Annotated in this window: 16 protein-coding genes; 7 read left to right on the forward strand and 9 right to left on the reverse strand. The window is 48.2% G+C overall.

Annotation, left to right across the window (positions count from 1 at the left end):
* Positions 1-66: 66 nt before the first annotated feature.
* The 3 genes from ACH3Y6_RS03885 to pdxH all read left to right on the forward strand — a co-directional run bounded on the left by ACH3Y6_RS03885 (position 67) and on the right by pdxH (position 5,065).
* A complete protein-coding gene (locus ACH3Y6_RS03885) occupies positions 67-1,119 on the forward strand; it encodes an efflux RND transporter periplasmic adaptor subunit (protein WP_490834264.1) in 1,053 nt (350 codons plus the stop codon).
* Positions 1,120-1,178: 59 nt separating this feature from the next.
* The gene (locus ACH3Y6_RS03890; RefSeq protein ID WP_490834265.1) at positions 1,179-4,256 is read left to right on the forward strand and encodes an efflux RND transporter permease subunit; all 3,078 of its coding nucleotides are present in this window, start codon (positions 1,179-1,181) and stop codon (positions 4,254-4,256) included.
* A gap of 164 nt (positions 4,257-4,420) precedes the next feature.
* A complete protein-coding gene (gene pdxH, locus ACH3Y6_RS03895) occupies positions 4,421-5,065 on the forward strand; it encodes a pyridoxamine 5'-phosphate oxidase (protein ID WP_490834266.1) in 645 nt (214 codons plus the stop codon).
* 23 nt (positions 5,066-5,088) lie between these two features.
* Here the strand turns inward: pdxH and ACH3Y6_RS03900 are convergent, their stop codons facing one another.
* Positions 5,089-6,702 carry a M1 family metallopeptidase gene (locus ACH3Y6_RS03900; protein ID WP_490834267.1) on the reverse strand — a complete coding sequence of 538 codons (1,614 nt, stop codon included), beginning with the start codon at positions 6,700-6,702 and terminating at the stop codon, positions 5,089-5,091.
* A 157-nt stretch (positions 6,703-6,859) separates the two neighbouring features.
* Between ACH3Y6_RS03900 and ACH3Y6_RS03905 the strand changes: the two genes are divergently transcribed.
* Positions 6,860-7,705, forward strand: coding sequence for a bifunctional helix-turn-helix domain-containing protein/methylated-DNA--[protein]-cysteine S-methyltransferase (locus ACH3Y6_RS03905; RefSeq protein ID WP_490834268.1), 846 nt, complete (start codon positions 6,860-6,862; stop codon positions 7,703-7,705).
* Positions 7,706-7,795: 90 nt separating this feature from the next.
* Positions 7,796-8,518, forward strand: a complete 723-nt coding sequence (locus ACH3Y6_RS03910) for an alpha/beta fold hydrolase (RefSeq protein WP_490834269.1) — start codon at positions 7,796-7,798, stop codon at positions 8,516-8,518.
* Between the two features lie 21 nt (positions 8,519-8,539).
* On the opposite strand, the gene ACH3Y6_RS03915 is transcribed toward ACH3Y6_RS03910, so the two are convergent.
* The 3 genes from ACH3Y6_RS03915 to carB form a co-directional block, all read right to left on the reverse strand.
* Positions 8,540-9,046, reverse strand: coding sequence for a GNAT family N-acetyltransferase (locus ACH3Y6_RS03915; protein WP_490834270.1), 507 nt, complete (start codon positions 9,044-9,046; stop codon positions 8,540-8,542).
* Between the two features lie 159 nt (positions 9,047-9,205).
* On the reverse strand, positions 9,206-10,171 hold the full coding sequence (locus ACH3Y6_RS03920; protein WP_490834271.1) for a transketolase family protein: 966 nt from the start codon (positions 10,169-10,171) through the stop codon (positions 9,206-9,208).
* A 149-nt stretch (positions 10,172-10,320) separates the two neighbouring features.
* Positions 10,321-11,967: a carbamoyl-phosphate synthase large subunit gene (carB, locus tag ACH3Y6_RS03925; protein WP_490834272.1), complete on the reverse strand. Its 1,647-nt coding sequence runs from the start codon at positions 11,965-11,967 to the stop codon at positions 10,321-10,323.
* Positions 11,968-12,105: 138 nt separating this feature from the next.
* On the opposite strand from carB, the gene bcp reads away from it, so the two are divergent.
* The gene (bcp, locus tag ACH3Y6_RS03930; RefSeq protein WP_490834273.1) at positions 12,106-12,579 is read left to right on the forward strand and encodes a thioredoxin-dependent thiol peroxidase; all 474 of its coding nucleotides are present in this window, start codon (positions 12,106-12,108) and stop codon (positions 12,577-12,579) included.
* 73 nt (positions 12,580-12,652) lie between these two features.
* Here the strand turns inward: bcp and ACH3Y6_RS03935 are convergent, their stop codons facing one another.
* From ACH3Y6_RS03935 to ACH3Y6_RS03945, 3 genes are all read right to left on the reverse strand, one after another.
* On the reverse strand, positions 12,653-13,552 hold the full coding sequence (locus ACH3Y6_RS03935; protein ID WP_490834274.1) for an OmpA family protein: 900 nt from the start codon (positions 13,550-13,552) through the stop codon (positions 12,653-12,655).
* 152 nt (positions 13,553-13,704) lie between these two features.
* A complete protein-coding gene (locus ACH3Y6_RS03940; protein WP_490834275.1) occupies positions 13,705-15,351 on the reverse strand; it encodes an AMP-binding protein in 1,647 nt (548 codons plus the stop codon).
* A 14-nt stretch (positions 15,352-15,365) separates the two neighbouring features.
* Positions 15,366-15,935 (reverse strand): 1-acyl-sn-glycerol-3-phosphate acyltransferase, encoded by a 570-nt coding sequence (locus ACH3Y6_RS03945; protein WP_490834276.1) that lies wholly within the window; start codon positions 15,933-15,935, stop codon positions 15,366-15,368.
* Positions 15,936-16,189: 254 nt separating this feature from the next.
* On the opposite strand from ACH3Y6_RS03945, the gene ACH3Y6_RS03950 reads away from it, so the two are divergent.
* Positions 16,190-16,654, forward strand: a complete 465-nt coding sequence (locus ACH3Y6_RS03950) for a hypothetical protein (protein ID WP_490834277.1) — start codon at positions 16,190-16,192, stop codon at positions 16,652-16,654.
* Between the two features lie 42 nt (positions 16,655-16,696).
* Here ACH3Y6_RS03950 and ACH3Y6_RS03955 read toward each other — a convergent pair whose 3' ends face one another.
* Both ACH3Y6_RS03955 and ACH3Y6_RS03960 read right to left on the reverse strand, forming a co-directional pair.
* Positions 16,697-17,509, reverse strand: coding sequence for an RNA polymerase sigma factor (locus ACH3Y6_RS03955; RefSeq protein WP_490834278.1), 813 nt, complete (start codon positions 17,507-17,509; stop codon positions 16,697-16,699).
* Positions 17,506-18,471 carry an alpha/beta fold hydrolase gene (locus ACH3Y6_RS03960; RefSeq protein WP_490834279.1) on the reverse strand — a complete coding sequence of 322 codons (966 nt, stop codon included), beginning with the start codon at positions 18,469-18,471 and terminating at the stop codon, positions 17,506-17,508. The genes ACH3Y6_RS03955 and ACH3Y6_RS03960 overlap by 4 nt, the downstream gene beginning before the upstream one ends.
* Between the last annotated feature and the right edge of the window lie 33 nt (positions 18,472-18,504).

Below are 18,504 nucleotides of genomic sequence, written 5' to 3' on the forward strand. Positions count from 1 at the left end.
TTCATCGATAAACTGCAGTCAGATATAAATAGTTTTTATCTTTAACGGCTCATAAATTATACGACTTTGAAACATTTTTATATTCTGTCGCTCGGCCTTTTCCTGGCAACTGCCTGTAAGAGCAAAAAAGAGAATGCACCCAAACAGAACAATGCCAACCAGCCCGTAACGGTAGATGTGATCATTGCCACGCCGCAAACCGTTTCCAACGCTGTTGAAGCCAACGGCACCGTGGTGGCCAACGAGTATGTGGAACTACATCCCGAAGTAAGTGGCAGGCTTACTTACCTGAATGTTCCGGAAGGAGCTCGTGTTCAGCAAGGTGCATTGATAGCGCGTGTGAATGATGCGGATCTGCAGGCGCAGCTGAACAAAACCAAAGTATTGCTGGAAATGGCCGTGAAAACGGAAGACCGTCTGCGAAAGCTGTTGGCTATCAATGGCGTTAACCAGGCTGAGTATGATGTGGCCCTGAACGCGGTGAACAGTTATAAGGCCGATATGGCCTATACCCAGTCACTCATCGATAAAACGGTGATCAAAGCGCCGTTCAGCGGTGTGGTGGGTCTGCGCCAGGTGAGCCCGGGTGCTTATGTGTCTCCCTCCACCATCATCGCTACCATACAGCAGGTGGATAAGATCAAGATCGACTTTACCCTTCCGGAAGAATACGGTAAAATGATACGCAAGGGCAATGTGGTGGATGTACAGATAGACGCTACCAATAAAACCATCCGGAAAGCTATGGTATCGGCCATTGAACCACAGGTGAACCAGGCAACCCGTAACCTGAAAGTGAGGGCGCTGCTGCAGGGCAGCGATGTGAATCCGGGTGCTTATGTAAAAGTATTCCTGTCGGCCAGCCGCGATAAGAAAACCATCCTGATCCCGTCCAATGCCATCATTCCCGACGATAAGAACAAACAGGTGGTGCTCGTGAAGAACGGGAAAGCCTCTTTTGCAACTATTGAGACTGGCAGCAGGCAGGCATACACGGTGGAAGTGCTGAAAGGACTTGAACCGGGCGATTCAGTGGTTGTGACCGGGTTGTTGTTTGCAAGACCCAAATCAACGCTGAAAGTGAAGAGCGTAAAGAAACTGGAACAGTTAGCGAACTAAAACAATCCCGTTCCGGTACCCTGATTTTTTGATTTCCAAAACAGAACAGCCCCACAGCTATGAATATTTCTGAACTATCGTTAAAGCGGCCGGTATTGGCTACCGTAATGAACCTGCTGATCATCCTGTTTGGATTGGTGGGTTTCAGTTTCCTGGCTGTGCGTGATTATCCTGCCATTGACCCGCCCATTATTTCCATCAGTACCAGTTATGTGGGTGCCAATGCAGATATCATTGAAAGCCAGATCACCGAACCATTGGAGAAACAGGTGAATGGTATTCCCGGTATCCGTTCCATTTCATCATCCAGTTCACTGGGTAGCAGTAATATCACGGTTGAGTTCAACCTGGGGGTTGACCTGGAAGCTGCTGCCAGCGACGTGCGCGATAAGGTAGGACAGGCCCAGCGGAGCCTGCCCCAGGATATTGATGCCCCTCCGATCGTTTCCAAAGCCGATGCCAGTGGCGATTTCATCCTGGTACTGGCGGTGCAAAGCCGCACTAAGAGCCTGATGGAGCTGAGCGATTATGCAGAGAATGTTTTGCAGCAGCAGCTTCAGACCATCAAGGATGTGAGTGCAGTGAACATTTTCGGACAGAAGCGATATGCCATGCGTATCTGGCTGAACCCCGACAGGATGCGAGCCCATAATGTGGCTTTCACAGATATCAGGACAGCGATCAACACAGAAAATATTGAACTGCCACCCGGTAAAATTTATGGTAACACTACGGAGCTCATCATTCGTCCCTTGGGAAGACTCCGTAACGAACAACAGTTCCGCGACCTGATCATCCGTGAAGATGCCAGTGGTATCGTTCGCCTGGGCGATGTGGCCAAAGTGGAATTAGGTCCTGAACAGCTGGAACAGTCCTGGAAACTGAATGGAGTGAATGCGGTGGGTCTGGCCATTGTACCGCAACCCGGCGCCAATAACGTACAGATAGCCGACGAGTTCAATAAACGACTGGAGCAGATCAAAAAAGCCAACAAGTCGGATATTGAAATGACGGTGATACTGGATAACACCATCAATATCCGTAAGTCGCTGGAGGAAGTGAAAGAGACCATGATCATCTCGTTCAGCCTGGTGGTACTGGTGATCTTCCTGTTCTTCCGTAACTGGCTCATTGCGTTGCGACCATTGATTGATATCCCGATTTCGCTGGTGGCCACTTTCTTCATCATGTATATTGCCGGCTTCTCTATCAATATCCTTACCCTGTTGGGTATTGTACTGGCAACCGGTCTGGTGGTGGATGATGGAATTGTGGTAACGGAAAATATTTTCCGGAAACTGGAAGAGGGTCTGCCGATCCGCAAAGCGGCGCTGGAAGGAAGTAAGGAGATCTTTTTTGCGGTCATCTCTACTTCTATCACCCTCGCTGTGGTATTCCTGCCGGTGATCTTCCTGGAAGGTTTTGTGGGAAGGCTGTTCCGCGAATTCGGTGTGACCCTGGCTGTGGCGGTATTGATATCGGCATTCGTATCACTCACCATTACTCCGGTACTGAACGTATACCTCAGTTCTGAAAAAGCCCACGAAGGCTGGTTCTATAAAAAGACAGAACCTTTCTTTACGGGTATGGAGGAAGGCTATAAACGGTTACTCTCTGCCTTCATGAATGTACGCTGGATGGCATGGGTGATCGTACTGGTTTGTATAGGTATCATTGTAGGCGTAATGAGCACTTTGCAGAGCGAGATCGCACCGCTGGAAGACAGGAGCAGTATCCGTTTTACGGTAACGGCGCCCGAAGGAACCAGTTATAACGCCATGCAAAAGATCTCGGATAATATCTCCAATTTCCTGATCGATTCGGTACCCGAGAATGATTTTGTACAGGCACGTACCCCCGGAGGATTCGGTCCGGGCGGAGCTGCCAACTCTGCAGCGCCAAGGGTAGCACTGGTGCCACCTGATCAGCGTAAGCGAAGCCAGAATGAAATCGCCAACGATCTGCAGAAAAAACTGGGAAGATTCAACGAAGTAAGGGTTTTCGCCATACAGGAACAGACCATTGCGGTAGGTTTTGCTTCCAGAGGCTCACTACCCGTGCAGTTCATCCTGCAGAACCAGGACCTTTCCAAACTGAAAGCGGTCATACCCAAATTCCTCGAAGAAGCCCGTAAGGATAAGACTTTTGCCAACGTGGATGTGAACATTAAATTCAATAAACCGGAAGTACAGTTGACTATCGACAGGATGAAAGCCAAGGACCTGGGACTGTCTACCGCAGATGTGGTGGCCACCATGCAATCGGCATTCAGTGGCGGCCGGATGGCCTATTTCATCATGAATGGTTTCCAGTATTCCGTAGTGGCACAGGTAGAGCGTGATAACCGGAGCACGCCGAATGACATCAGTAACCTGTATGTGAGAAACAACAGGGGTGATTATATTCCGCTGGATGCGGTGGTGAAAATGGAAGAAAGCAGTAACCCGGCCACCCTGTATCACTTTAACCGATACAAAGCAGCTACCATTTCCGCTTCACTGGCAGAGGGAAAGACCATTGGCGATGGTATCAAAGCCATGAATGCAATTGGCAATAAACTGCTGGATGAATCTTTCCAGACATCGCTCAACGGTCCTTCCAGGGACTATTCAGAAAGTTCTTCCAATATTGTATTCGCCTTTATCCTGGCCTTATTACTGATCTACCTGGTACTGGCTGCACAGTTCGAGAGTTTCCTGGACCCATTGATCATCATGATCACGGTACCACTGGCTTTGGCCGGTGCCTTGTTGAGCCTGTACCTGTTTGACCAGACGCTGAATATCTTCTCCGAGATCGGAATGATCATGCTGATCGGGTTGGTGACGAAAAACGGTATCCTTATCGTGGAGTTCGCCAACCAGAAACGGAATTTCGGTATGCCCAAACGCCAGGCGGTGATAGAAGCGGCCACGCAGAGGCTACGACCGATCCTGATGACCAGTCTGGCTACATCATTGGGGGCCCTGCCCATTGCCCTGAGTCTGGGTGCTGCTGCCACAAGCCGTATGCCATTGGGTATCGTGGTAGTGGGTGGTATCCTCTTTTCGCTGGTACTTACCCTGCTGGTGATCCCTGCTGTGTACAGCTTTATCTCCGGAAAACACCGGGCGAAACATATTGAGATCACGGAATAGGAAAGAATTCAAAATTAAAAAGTCAAAAGTCAAAATGAGGAACTTATCCTGTTTTGACTTTTGACTTTTTAATTTTGACTTATGCCTCTCGCTCCTTTTTGCCTGATTTTTATCATACCAACTCCCCGGTAAGCATATTACCTTTGTTGTCTTAATCAATGATTATGAGCCAGACCATTGCCGATATCCGGAGAGATTATATGATGCATGCCCTGAATGAGGCTGATATGGCCGAGAACCCCATGGAGCAATTTGCCCGCTGGTGGGATGATGCCATCAAAAGTGAGATAGACGAAGTGAATGCCATGACACTGGCTACGGCTACCTTGGGTGGACTGCCGTCGGCAAGGGTGGTATTATTGAAGGGGTTTGATGAGCGGGGGTTTGTCTTCTTCACCAATTATCACAGCCATAAAGGAAGGGAACTGGAGCAGAACCCGCGCGCATCACTGATCTTTTTCTGGAAAGAACTGGAGCGGCAGGTACGCATTGAGGGCATCGTGGAAAAAGTTCCTGAAAAAGAGAGTGACGATTATTTCCAGTCGCGCCCGGCCGGCAGCCGCATCGGAGCCTGGGCCTCACCCCAAAGCAGCGTGATCGACAACCGGGAAGTGATCGAGAGCAATGTGAAGGAACTGGAGAAAAAATTCAGCGATGGTCATATACCCCGGCCGGAACATTGGGGAGGTTATGTGGTCAGACCCACCAATATCGAATTCTGGCAGGGCCGCAGCAGCCGCCTGCACGATCGTATCAGGTATGTACACCAGCTCGGCAGCAAATGGCATATGCAAAGACTGGCACCTTAAATCTTCATCCTGACCTCTGTTTGCTACTTGATCTCTTTCACCTGGTATTGAGCCAGTAACCGGCAATCGGGATCGGCTTCCACTGTTACAGGCTTACTGGTTACCGGAATACTGGCAACGGTGGTTTTCTGACCGATCGTGAGGGTTGTGACTCCTTTCCTCCCTGCCGCATCCGTTACAGCAATATCAACGGGCATTGAGAACAGGGTCGGGGTCTTCTGTGTTACCATAAGTCGTACTTCTTTACTTTCCGCAACATAGTTCCAGCTGATATCGAGATTGGGATTCTCAGCCGTATACAGCCATTGTCTGAAGAAAGTGCCCAGGTCTTTTCCCGAAACAGTCTCTGCCACTTTCTGGAAATCCTCTGTTGACGCATTCCTGTTCCGATAGGTCTGGTAGTAGGTTCGTATGATCTTCCAGAAAAGATCATTACCCAACTGGTTGCGGAGCATCAGTAATATCCATCCCCCTTTCTGGTAAGAATGTGCGTTCAGCATGGTCATGGGTTTTGTTCTCCCTGTACTGTCCACAACCGGTGTTTTTTTGATCCTGGTAAATGCCAGTACGGTCTCCCTGTCTTTTTGTAAACGGCTGGTCAGGGTATCGCTTCCATGTCGGTACTCCATATACAGATGGGTCATGGCGGTGGCAAAACCTTCGCTTAACCAGAGATGCGGCCAATCGGTTTCAGTAGCATGGTTGCCGAACCACTGGTGGGCAATTTCATGTGTCAGCAGTTCCTCCATCTGGCGTTTGCCGGTGATGCTGGTCTCGGTATAAAAAATGGCGCCGGCATTTTCCATGCCGCCGAAAATGGTTTTCGATTGCACATTGGCCAGTTTGCGATACGGATAGGCCCCCAGTTTATCCATGAAAAAAGGCAGGATCTCCGTGGCCTGGGTATAATCGTAGAATCCGGCATGTTTATTTTCAGGAAATACCCAGCTGGTAACCGGGATACCATTCACTTCACCGGCCTGTTCAACAGCAAAATCGGCAATACCGACGGCCATCACTTTTACAGGTAATGGAACCGTTTCGGTCCAATGAGTACGACGTTTTTTTTCGGGTAGCAGGATCTCTTTTGTCTTTACACCGTTGGACACTACTTTGTAATGATCCGGTGAAGTGACCACAAATGTTACGGAAGCTTTATCGGACAGATGATCTTTACAGGGGATCCAGTGATGTGCCCGGTTTGGCCAGTTATCGCTGAAAAAGGTCCGACGCCCGAATTGGTTACGACTAATGATGAGCCCATCTGCCGGAATACCTTTATAATGAATGGCGAATCTGTGTAAGGAACCTGCTTCACAGGCAGCAGGCAGCTGAATGGTCAAGCGGTCAAGTTTATGTGTAAAAGCAAGTTTTTTGCCGTCTTCCATCACCGATGTCACCAACATGCCCCTGCCTGTATCATTGATATTGGAGAGGTCGAAGGATACCGCAGCCAGTTTTTCGGTAAACCGTACCGTGATCAGGGCAGTGCCTGTAAGACTGTCGTTCCTGTCTGAAACTTCCAGTTGGAATGTATAATGCTGTACATCGATGGAGGGATTGTACCGATTTTGTTGCTGTGCGGTCAGCGACTGGCAGACAAGAATACCCAGGATGGGAAAGAATTTTTTCAGCATGGCGTTGGTTTCTGGGATTAAATGTAAAACTTGTACCGTTATTTCAGGAAGACATAGTCAGGATTGTGATCTCCTGACCAGTGAGCAGAGCAAGAGCGCAAGTTTCGGGTTTGCGGAGAGGGGATTGCCGGATAATTTTACAGCACAAACAAAAGATATGGATACCCAGCAACAGCTGAACTTTAACAGGATCGCGGAAGCCATTGAATACATCCGGCTCAATTTCCGTTCGCAGCCCGACCTGGATGAAGTGGCAGCTAAAGTGCATCTGAGTCCCTTCCATTTTCAACGGCTGTTCAAAGAATGGGCTGGGGTGAGTCCGAAAAAATTCTTGCAATACACCAGTGTGGCTTACGCCAAAGAGATCCTCCGTAAACAGGAAGCTACTTTGTTCGATGCGGCCTATGATACCGGTTTATCTGGTACCGGCCGGTTGCACGACCTGTTTGTGACCATTGAAGGCATGACGCCGGGTGAATACAAGAATGGAGGGGAGAACCTTTCGATCAATTACAGTTACGCAGAAACCCCGTTCGGAAACATCATCGTAGCTTCTACACAAAGGGGCATATGTTATATGGCTTTTGCAGAGGAGGAAGCGGTTTCCTTTGCGGACATGCAGGCACATTTTCCCAGGGCGGCTTTCAGGCAGATGACAGATATTATTCAGCAGAATGCGTTGTACATATTCACTCAGGACTGGAAAAAACTGAACCAGATCAAACTGCACCTGAAAGGTACCGACTTCCAGTTAAAGGTTTGGGAGACCTTACTGAAGATACCAGAAGGCCAGTTGGTCACTTATGGCACTGTTGCAGAAAAGATACAGAAGCCCAATGCATCCCGTGCAGTAGGCACTGCTATTGGCAGCAATCCTGTTGCGTTCCTGATCCCCTGTCATCGTGTGATCCAGTCGAATGGCACATTGGGGGGATATATGTGGGGCTCCCGGCGCAAGGCGGCTATGATTGGCTGGGAAGCTGCCAGGGTCAATCATGATTGAGTTGGTTTGCCGGATCCTCCTGTAAGAAAGCAAGTATCGGGTTGCAGACGGGTATCGGGTGTTGCAGTTTTGCAGCATAAACCAATCGATATGAAAACAATCATCTTAGTTCACGGTTCATGGCATAGTGCCTGGAACTGGCACAGGGTAAGTCCTATCCTGGGAAAAAAAGGACATAGGGTAATTGCGATAGACCTGCCGGGTATGGGCAGGGATAAAACACCGATACAGGGAGTGACGCTGCAAACAGGTGTAGAGAAATTATGCAACCTGATCGATAGCATAGAAACGGAGATCATCCTGGTAGGGCACAGTAAGAACGGGATCATGATCTCGCAGGCGGCAGAATACCGACCGCACAGGATCGAAAAACTGATCTACCTGGCAGCCTACCTGATACCTGGCGGCAAGACCCAGCGTGAATATTCCCTGCAGGATACGGAAGGTGTGTTGAAACCGTATGTTACCCTGCACGAAGCAACCGGTTCCTCCACATTACAACCCGAGATCTACAAGGAAGGTTTATACCACGATTGTGACGCGTATATTACGGAGCTGGCCAGGTTGTTATTGAGCCATGAGCCAGTGATATCAGGAATTACACCACTGCAGTTGACGGATGAACATTTCGGAAGCGTGCCCCGGTATTATATCGAGTGCACGGAAGACAGGGCCGTTACACCCTTTATCCAACGGAAAATGTATACAGAAACACCCTGTAAAAAAGTATACAGTATGGCAACCAGTCACTCACCCTTCTTTAGCAAACCGGAGGAACTGTCGGATATTCTTTGTGAGATAGCAGATGACTGAGATGTTGGATGGAGCTGCTGATCAGTTAAGTTCCAGTCGCCAGGTGAAGCCTGTTTCTGTTTCTCCTGATCGGATGAAGCCATTTTTCTGGAGGATGGTATAAGAAGCGATATTGGTTTTGTCCGTACCCGCCACGATGGCTTTTACAGAAGCTTGTTGTCGGGCCCATTGAATGAGGCCGCCAACGGCTTCTGTCATATAACCTTTGCCCTGTTCCGCTGCATAAGTGCCGTAACCGATCTCTATCTCACCAAGCTCATTGGGTTCGTCAACAATGCAAAGATCGGCCACCATCTTATTGGCGGATCGCAGTACGATGGTCCAGAGTGTGCAGAACAGGTAATTCTTTTGAGGGTTGGCCGTATTCGGAAGAAAGACCTGTTCGATGGCTTCTTTCAACTCAGGAGCGATCGTCAGGTCTATGTAGTCCAGCTGCAGGTCATCCTCCAGCGAATGATCGGCAAGCAGGTATTTCTGCAACTGGTCATGGGTCAGGGGAATCAGGCGGAGTCTTTCAGTCTGGATCATGTGATTTTATTGGTAATACTAATATAAAGGGTGTTCAATAAAAGAGGAACGGAGAAAAGAAGACAGGGGCCGTACCCTTTTTTTCTTCTTTTCTCCGTTCCTCTCTTATTCAAAAAACCGCAGCTTTTCAGCCACGGTTCCTGTGGTATGCGATCCTGATTATTTTTTCCTTGCCATCACTTTTTCAGCAGCAGCTACGATAAATGGAGTATCCAGGCCGTACTTGGTCAGCAGTTCGTTGGGTTTGCCGCTTTCGCCGAAAGTATCGTTGGTGCCGATGTATTCGATGGGTACGGGAATATGGCGGGCTGCAACCTGTGCCACAGCATCTCCCATACCGCCGATGATATTATGTTCTTCCACCGTTACCGCACATTTGGTCTTGGAGAGAGAGGCGATGATCGCAGCTTCATCCAATGGTTTGATGGTGTGCAGGTTGATCAGTTCTACGCTGATGCCTTTGTCTTCCAGGATCCTTCCGGCTTCAATGGCTTTCCATACCATGTGTCCGCAGGCAAAAATGGTGACATCGGTCCCTTCGCTCAGCTGTTGGGCCTTACCGATCACGAAATCGCTTCCGTCCTCTTTGGTAAAGTTGGGCCATTTCGGACGTCCGAAGCGGAGGTATACCGGTCCATGGTGAGCGGCAATGGCTTTGGTGGCCGCTTTGGTCTGGTTAAAATCGCAGGGAACGATCACGGTCATGCCCGGCAGCATTTTCATCAGGCCGATATCTTCCAGTATCTGGTGGGTAGCGCCATCTTCGCCCAGTGTGAGACCGGCGTGAGAGGCACAGATCTTTACATTCTTATCGCTGTATGCCACACTCTGGCGTATCTGGTCGTATACACGGCCGGTACTGAAGTTGGCGAAAGTGGTGGTATAAGGGATCTTTCCGCCGATGGTCATACCGGCTGCAATGCCGATCATATTGGCTTCAGCAATACCTACCTGTACAAAACGGTTAGGGAAATCTTTGATAAAAGGACCGAGTTTCAGAGAACCGGCAAGGTCGGCAGTGAGTACCACTACGTTTTCATTCTCTTTCCCGATCTCATACATGCCCTCGCCAAATCCGCCGCGGGTCTCTTTTTCGTTCAGTACCTGGATGTCTTTCAGTTTCATACAGTGATTTTATTGATGGTGCAAGGTAAAGGAAAAGTAGGAATGAATGAATGAGTGAATGAGCGGATGAGTGGATGAGTGAATGAAAATGGGCAATTGCGAGGGGTGGGGTATTCACCATTCACAATTGCCCATTCACAAAAAAAGTCCTATCCTTCGAATGTGCTGTAGAAATAGGGTGTTTTGGCTTCAAATTCAGCGCTGCAGGTATCCACCATCTTGTAGACGCGGGTGATGCCGAGTGATTTTCTTTTCTGGTATACCTGTTCGTCGCTGCAATCACCATGCAGGATCCGGGCGATCTGGGCATCGCCAAAGCCGTTTTTCTTGGCTTCTTTGAGCAGTTCTTCCGGAATGGTGTCGATGGTGTATTGAGCGATCTCTTTTTCGATAGTACAGAGTTTCTGTATCTGGTACAGGAACCAGCGGTCGATGCGGGTGGCCTGTGCAATGGATTTGATGGTGGAACCCTGCATCAGTGCATCCTTGATGCGGAAGATGCGGTCCCATTTCGGGGTTTTGATATATTCTACCAGTTCCTCGCTCTTCATCAGGCTTTTTCCGTAGTAGCCCAGTCCAATGGCTTCGTTCTCAAGGCTCTGGCAGGCTTTCTGGATGGCTTCGGTGAAACTTCTTCCGATGGCCATTACCTCACCCACACTTTTCATCTGTAAGCCCAGGGTATCGTTGGCGCCTTTGAACTTATCGAAGTTCCAGCGGGGTACTTTTACGATCACATAGTCCAGTGCAGGCTCAAAATAGGCCGATGTGGTTCTGGTGATCTGGTTCTTCAGTTCATCCAGCGAATAACCGATGGCCAGTTTGGCTGCTATCTTGGCAATGGGGTAACCGGTTGCTTTGGAAGCCAGGGCAGAGGAACGGCTCACACGGGGATTGATTTCTACGGCGATCAGTTCTTCTGTTTCCGGGTTCTGGGCAAACTGTACGTTACATCCACCGGCAAAATTACCCAGTGAACGCATCATCAGGATGGCTTTGTTACGCATGTCCTGGAACGAGGTATCGCTCAGGGTCATGGCCGGGGCCACGGTAATAGAGTCTCCGGTATGCACACCCATCGGGTCAAGGTTCTCTACCGTACAGATGATCACCACATTGTCGTTTTGATCACGCAGCAGCTCCAGTTCATACTCTTTCCATCCCAGAACTGCTTTCTCTACCAGTACTTCGTGTATGGGAGAGGCTTTCAGACCTCTTTCGAGGGCAGCATCCAGGTCGTCTTTACTATGTACAAAACCACCGCCGGTACCTCCCAGCGTGAAGGAAGGGCGGATCACCAACGGGAAACCGATCTCCTGTGCAAATTCTTTGCCTTCCAGAAAGCTGTTGGCCACCTTACTGGGGGCTACCGCTACTCCGATCTTTACCATTAACTGCCTGAATTTCTCACGGTCTTCAGCCGTATCAATGGCGGCAACGTCTACTCCGATCAGGCGGCAATGGTATTTTTCCCAGATACCCAGTTCCTCCGCCTCTTTACAGAGGTTCAGGGCTGTTTGTCCACCCATGGTGGGCAGAACGGCGTCGATCTGGTTCTCTTCCAGTATCTGTTCAATACTTTCTACGGTCAGTGGCAACAGGTACACTTTATCGGCCATCATGGGGTCGGTCATGATGGTGGCCGGGTTACTGTTGATCAGGATCACTTTGATACCCTCTTCGCGCAGACTGCGGGCAGCCTGGGAACCGGAATAGTCGAACTCACAGGCCTGGCCGATGATGATGGGGCCGGAACCAATGATCAGAACGGATTTGATGGAATTGTCTTTGGGCATGGTTGCAAAAAAATAAATTGTGCAAATGTAAGGCCGCAAGGGCAAAGACTGTGTTATTTTTTGCTCTGGCGCGGCCAAATAGGAACAAAACAGGCCAAATAGCGTTATTATTACAAATTGATTACGTAAAATAATAATATGGCAGTACTAAAAGAAGGCAGCAAAGCACCCGCATTCAAGGCATTGGATCAGAACGGGAATGCCATTTCGCTGGCCGATTTCAAGGGAAAGAAACTGGTTCTTTATTTCTATCCGAAAGACGATACCCCCACTTGTACCATACAGGCCTGTAACCTGCGTGATAACTACGCCCTGTTGAAGAAAAAGGGTTACCAGGTGGTTGGGGTAAGTGTGGATGACGTGAAAAGCCACAAGAAATTCGAGCAGAAACATGAACTGCCCTTCCCGCTGGTATCAGATGAGGATAAAAAGATCGTGGATAAATACAATTTGTGGGGAGAGAAGAAATTCATGGGCCGCACTTATATGGGTACCACCCGTACCACATTCCTGATAGACGAGGAAGGGAAGATCGTTAAGATCATCGATAAACCCGACAGCAAGAACCATACAGAAGAGATCCTGGAAGCCTGGAAAGCGGCTGGCAAATAATATCTGTTCTGTTGATGATAAAAAAATAAGCTGTCCCAAAAGGACAGCTTATTTTTTATGGTAGAATGGTCTTCTATTTTTTGGTCTCCAGCAATTTGAAGAACTGATCCAGTTGCGGCAGGATCACGATACGTGTTCTGCGGTTTACGGAACGGCCTTCGGGTGTGGTATTGGTAGCCAGAGGCAGGTACTGGCTGCGGCCGGCAGCCGTCATGCGTTTAGGATCCAGTCCATACGTGTTCTGTAATACACGAACTACGGTAGTGGCGCGTTTTACGCTCAGGTCCCAGTTATCCTGGATACCAGGGATGCTGATCGGCAGGGAATCGGTATGGCCTTCCACCATGAATTCGATCTCAGGCTGGTTGTTCAGCACTTTGGCCACTTTGCCCAGTACTTCCTTGGCACGGTCGGTGATCTCGTAGCTGCCGCTCTTGAACAGCAGTTTGTCGGAGATGTCTACATATACCACGCCTTTGTCCACTTTGATGTTGATGTCTTTGTCATCCAGGTTGCCGATGGCGCCTTTCAGGTTCATCACCAGGGCCATATTCAGCGAATCCTTGCGGGCGATAGAACCCTGCAGGTCGCGGATATAGAGGTCTTTGGCACCGATATTCTCCAGTGATTTCTTGATGCTTTCCGCTTGTGAGCCGGTAACCACAGACAGGTCTTTCAGCTGGTTCAGCACGGTATTGTTGTTCTGTTTCAGGTAGTCGATCTGTTTGCCCATATCGGCGATCTGTGATTCCAGGGCCGCTTTGCGGGTATTCAGGTCGGAGATCTTGGCGCTTGATTCGTTCTGGCAGCGTTTCAGTTCATCCTGCAGGTCGCGGTATTTGGCCTGCATATCCAGGTAGTTGCCGCTAAGTTGTGTGTACTTTGCCTTTTCTTCTTCGAGTTTTTTCGGACTCACACAGGAAAAGACGGCCATTGAACCCATGGCGATCAGTAAGAGAATTCTTGATTTCATGTTCATTAATTGGTGGTGATAAAAATTGCCCTTATGTAACGTCTTATCTGGACATTAAATTGTGCTTAAGGTACTTATCGCAAAATTAATCACTAAAAAACCGCCGGTGCCGGGCTAGTTTTCAACAAAAACTGCGTTTGCTGTGCTGTTGCTCAGGCAAAGATCACTTTGTGTGTGGTCTTGCTCCATTCGGGGTATAGTTCCCCAAAACTGGCGTCGATCATCTTCCGTTTGATCTTCAGTGTCGGCGTGAGCAGGCCGTTCTGGATGGTCCATTCTTCGCGCAATACGATGAGTTTGGTTAACTGTTCGTGGTGTTCCAGGCTTTTGTTGACTGCTGCCAGGGCATGGTGCAGGATCTCCTGTAGCTGTTCCAGGGCGTGTTTGCGGGCCGATTCTGAGAGGGTGCAAAGTGCCATGGCATTGGGCATGCCAGACCCTACCACGCAAACCTGTGCCAGTTCGGGTGTTTGCAGCAGTTTGCTTTCTACCGGTGCCGGCATGATGTATTTGCCCTTGCTGGTCTTGAACTGGTCTTTGATGCGGCCCGTAATGGTCAGGTAACCTTCACTGTCTATAGAACCCTCATCACCTGTACGCAGAAAACCCTCTTCAAAACATTCGGCGGTAAGACCGGGTTCTTTGTAATAACCCAGCATGTTGGCCGGGCTCTTTACCTGCACTTCATTATCCTTGCCCAGGCGTACTTCTACTCCTGTATAGGATTGTCCAACCGTGCCGAATTTAACGGCACCCCTGCGGTTGGAGTGGGAGAGTGCCAGGTTCTCCGTCATGCCATAAGCTTCCTGTATCACAATATCCAGCCGGGCAAACCAGCGGAGCAGGGCTGGGTTGATGGGTGAGGCCCCGGTGAACAGGAACCGGGCATTGGTCAGGCCCAGTTTTTTCTTGATGGCTTTTTTGATAACTGTTGATACGAGCGGAATGGACAATAACCGGTTAAGTTTCTGTTGCGGTATCTTTTTGAGGATGCCTTCCTGCAGTTTTTCCCAGATACGGGGCACGGCCAGGAAGATGGTGGGTTTGGTATGGGCCAGGTTGGCGGCAAACGTGTCCATCGACTCAACAAAATATACCGTACTGCCTGTGAAGATGGCGCCACATTCTACCAGCATACGTTCGGCTACATGGCAGAGGGGCAGATAGGAGAAAAAGATCTCCTCTCTGATCTCGGGATAACTTATCAGGAAGGCATCTACGGCATAAGCAACGGCATGAAAAGTATGCATTACGCCCTTGGGCTGGCCTGTTGTACCGGAAGTATATACAATGCAGGCCAGTGCCTGTGGGTCAATATCGGGTTTGCCTGTGAGGCCTTCCTGTTCTTTGATGAGTTCATTCCAGTTGATACAACCGGCATTGGGATAGAAAGGGAAACTGATCTGCAGCAGCTTATCCGGAACACCGGTACGCAGTTCTTCGGGATTGTCCAGTTTGCCGATGAAAATGGCTTTGCTCTCACTGTGGTCAATGATCTCGCGAAGGGCATCGGGGGTGATATTGGGGTATAGGGGCACCGAAATGCAGCCTGCCATGGATATGGCCAGGTCGGCCATGATCCAGTGTGCACAGTTCTTGCTGAGAATGGCCACTTTATCGTCCTTGCCCAGGCCCATGGCGCGCAAGGCGGCGGCCATTCTGCGAACCTGGGTTCCCGCTTCCTGCCAGGTAAATGTCTGGTAAACCCCTTTCACAGGTTCTGCCAGAAAAAGTTTGTTGGCACGGGTCTGCTCAAATTCGCAGAACTTATCAAGCATGGTGGGGAGTGGTCGAAGCATACAGCAATATCGTATTAGGTTTGGGGAGATAGTAAAAAATGCGCCATGCCCTGTTCGGGTATCTTTCCCTGCAGGGGCGCATAGAATTCGTAAATCTTTGTAAAATCGGCGACCTCATCGTCCGTGGGCCAGAACGGTTCTGAAAACACACCTTGTTTATGGGCAAAGTCCAGTCCGACCATGATAATCGGTACACCGGCTTTTTTGGCGATATGGTAAAAACCGGTACGGAGCCGGTCCACTTTTTTTCGGGTGCCTTCGGGAGAAAGGGCCAGGATGAACTCTTCGTGATTGTTGAACAGGTCCACTACCTGGTCTACCAGTTTGTTGCTGCTCGACCGGTTTACCGGGAAACCGCCCAGTTTGCGGAAGAAAAAACCGAACCGTCCTTTGAACAGGGAATCCTTGCCGAGGAATTTGACATGATGCAGGCGAAGTTTGCTACGGAATGCCAGGCCCATCACAAAATCCCAGGCGCTGGTATGCGGTCCCACGATCAGTACGGCTTTTTTGAGCTGATAGGGAAAAGAGCCCTTCTGGGTCCATCCCATGGCACGGAGATAGAAGCTCCATAATAATCTCATGTGGCAGCAATTGTTCTGATTGACAAGATAATAAGAAAAAAGATAGGGGGGAAGGGTTTGTCGTGAGTGGTGAGTCGTGAGTCGTGAGTGGTCAGTAGTGAGTAAGTCTACAATTGCATACAGGGCATATGATTACTCCCATTCACCATTCACAACTCACCACTCACGATTGACGATTCACACTTCACATAAAAAACCGGATTAATAAGCAATTTTCTAATTACAAACAGCGTTATAGCATAAATATCCAATCTATGGCCTCCTTCAGAAGCTTTGTTGCCAGCGAGTTGATGTCTATCAAGCAGAATATTGCTGCTGTACGTAACATGGTTCCCAACAACATCAAACTAAAGCCCAGCGAAAGGCGGAGTATGTTCAAACTAAATACCAAACGCCATGTGTTTGTAGAAAAAGCCGTTCAGTTCATGCGCAAGAACCCCAACACGGTTCCTTCTTTTGTAGACGTGATGGAATGTAACAATTATGTTCATCTCTATGCCCAGTATACAGAACTGATAGAAGAACTGGACGCTGTTAAAACCAAACTGGAAGATGCCAAACTGGTGATCGGCAACGAGATCATGAGGCAGACCCGGGCTTATTTCCAGAATTCTAAAAATGCGTCCGAATCAGGTAATGAGCAGTTAACCAGTATCTACAGGGAGCTAAAGCCGCACTATGCGGTAGGGAGGAATAGCAGAAAGGGAGTGAATGATTAGTAATGTATGGATAGCAAGTCATTGGTTGCTGTGTGCCCGGGGTTATCTTTCTATAATATTCAAAATCGTTTTTAATTCATTTATGCTGTTTTCAGGCATTTCATATTCCGGGTTTGTCCGGAATAAACTTATCGTATCCTCTGCAAAGGTTATTTTCTGTAATAGCTGCATATCCTCGCCATGAGTAGCGAAATTTAATTTTCGGGGATTGATTTTTTTTGTTGCCATGCAGTGATCAATTTGTTTCTGGCAACGGCAGCTGTTTTTGGGTTGTGCTATGCCACAGTTTGCCTGCATGAATGCATACAGCAGTTCTCTTGCCCTGGACAATCTTTTTCTAAACGTTGCGGGGCTTATTTTTAATATAGCAGATCCTTCCGTGCTGTTGAAATTAAGAATATCGCCAAGAATATAGGTTACCCTGCTGTCTTTATCCAGGCATTGCAGCATTCCATTTGTACAGCCGATTTTTATTTCCTGAACCAATAAGTTTTGTTCTCCGGTATTTTCGGTAAAGCCGGTATCCGCTATTACTCCTTCCGCTAAACTTTGAGATAGTTCGTCAAAATGAACGGTTTGACTGCGGGCCTTTCTTGATAAATGAGATAATAAATAGTTTGTGGCAAGACGATATACCCAGGTTATAAATGAACTTTTTCCTTCGAAACTACCCAGGTTTGTAATTACTTTAATTAGAATTTCCTGACTGGCATCTTCTGCATCATCAATATTCCACAACATTTTAATGGAGAGATTGTACACAAGTTTATCAATAGATCGGATAACCTCGTTCAGAGCGGTTTTGTCGCCATTGGCAGCTTTTGCAACTGTTTCATATATGATTGTATTTGTCATTCCGCTTTTTGTTGTAACATCCAGTTCACTATTCCTGTTGCAATGGCATGGGGATGGTCTTCTTGTAAAAAATGTTTTCCCTTGCCAACATTCAGTAAAGTTAATTTTTTGAAATTTTGTTTCGCATATGCTACAGCCGGCCTTCTGGTGATCATTCCGGGTGTGGCATATACTAAAAGATAGGGTTTTGTGTTGCTCATTTCTTTTAGTCCTGCCGCAATTTTGTTGATTTCGTCTGCAAAATCCCCTTGTTTTCTCGAAATGCCTTTTTTGGGAAAAGTTGCCGGTCCGGGCCCGTAAAGCATCAGTTTTCTTCTTTCCATATCCCTGTTGAAGGGCTCTAAATACCATTTCAGTTCTTCATGGGATAGTTTTCTTAGTACAGCCATTTTCATCATCATTGCCGGGATCCTGTTTTTCGTGACCAGCATATGCCAGGCAAGTTTCGGATGTTTCATCAGATAAAACATTGTTTTCTGCATCCATGTCAGCTGCCGATACCATTGCTCCGTTGGCATAAAAGCAGATTCGATGAATATGATCCCCTTGATGTTTGTGGGATTTTCAACTGCGTATTTTAACCCAAGCAGCGAGCCAAGATCATTCACAACAAGTGTAATATTGGTGAGCCGGAGGCTGTCAATAAATCCTTTTACATAACTGTATTGGGAGGAAAGACTGTAATCTCGATTAGCCGGAAGGCCGGATGTGCCGTAACCCGCCAAATCGAAAGCGATAGCCCTTGCCTGGGTAGCAACCTGCGGAACAATATTTCTCCATATATATGCATTTGTTGGAATTCCATGAAGAAATAAAACGGGATCGCCCTGCCCCTGTTCGTAATAATTTATGGGTACGTCATTAACAAGCTGTGATTGTATCTTAAACGGAAAACCTGCCGATACGTCTGTTTCGGGTTTTTGAGCAGAACTGCTCAGGATGTTCAAAATTGATAATGCCATTGTAATTCCGGTTTTTAAAGATTTCATTTTCCT

It is taken from the genome of Sediminibacterium sp. FW305-C-269 (genome assembly GCF_058231045.1).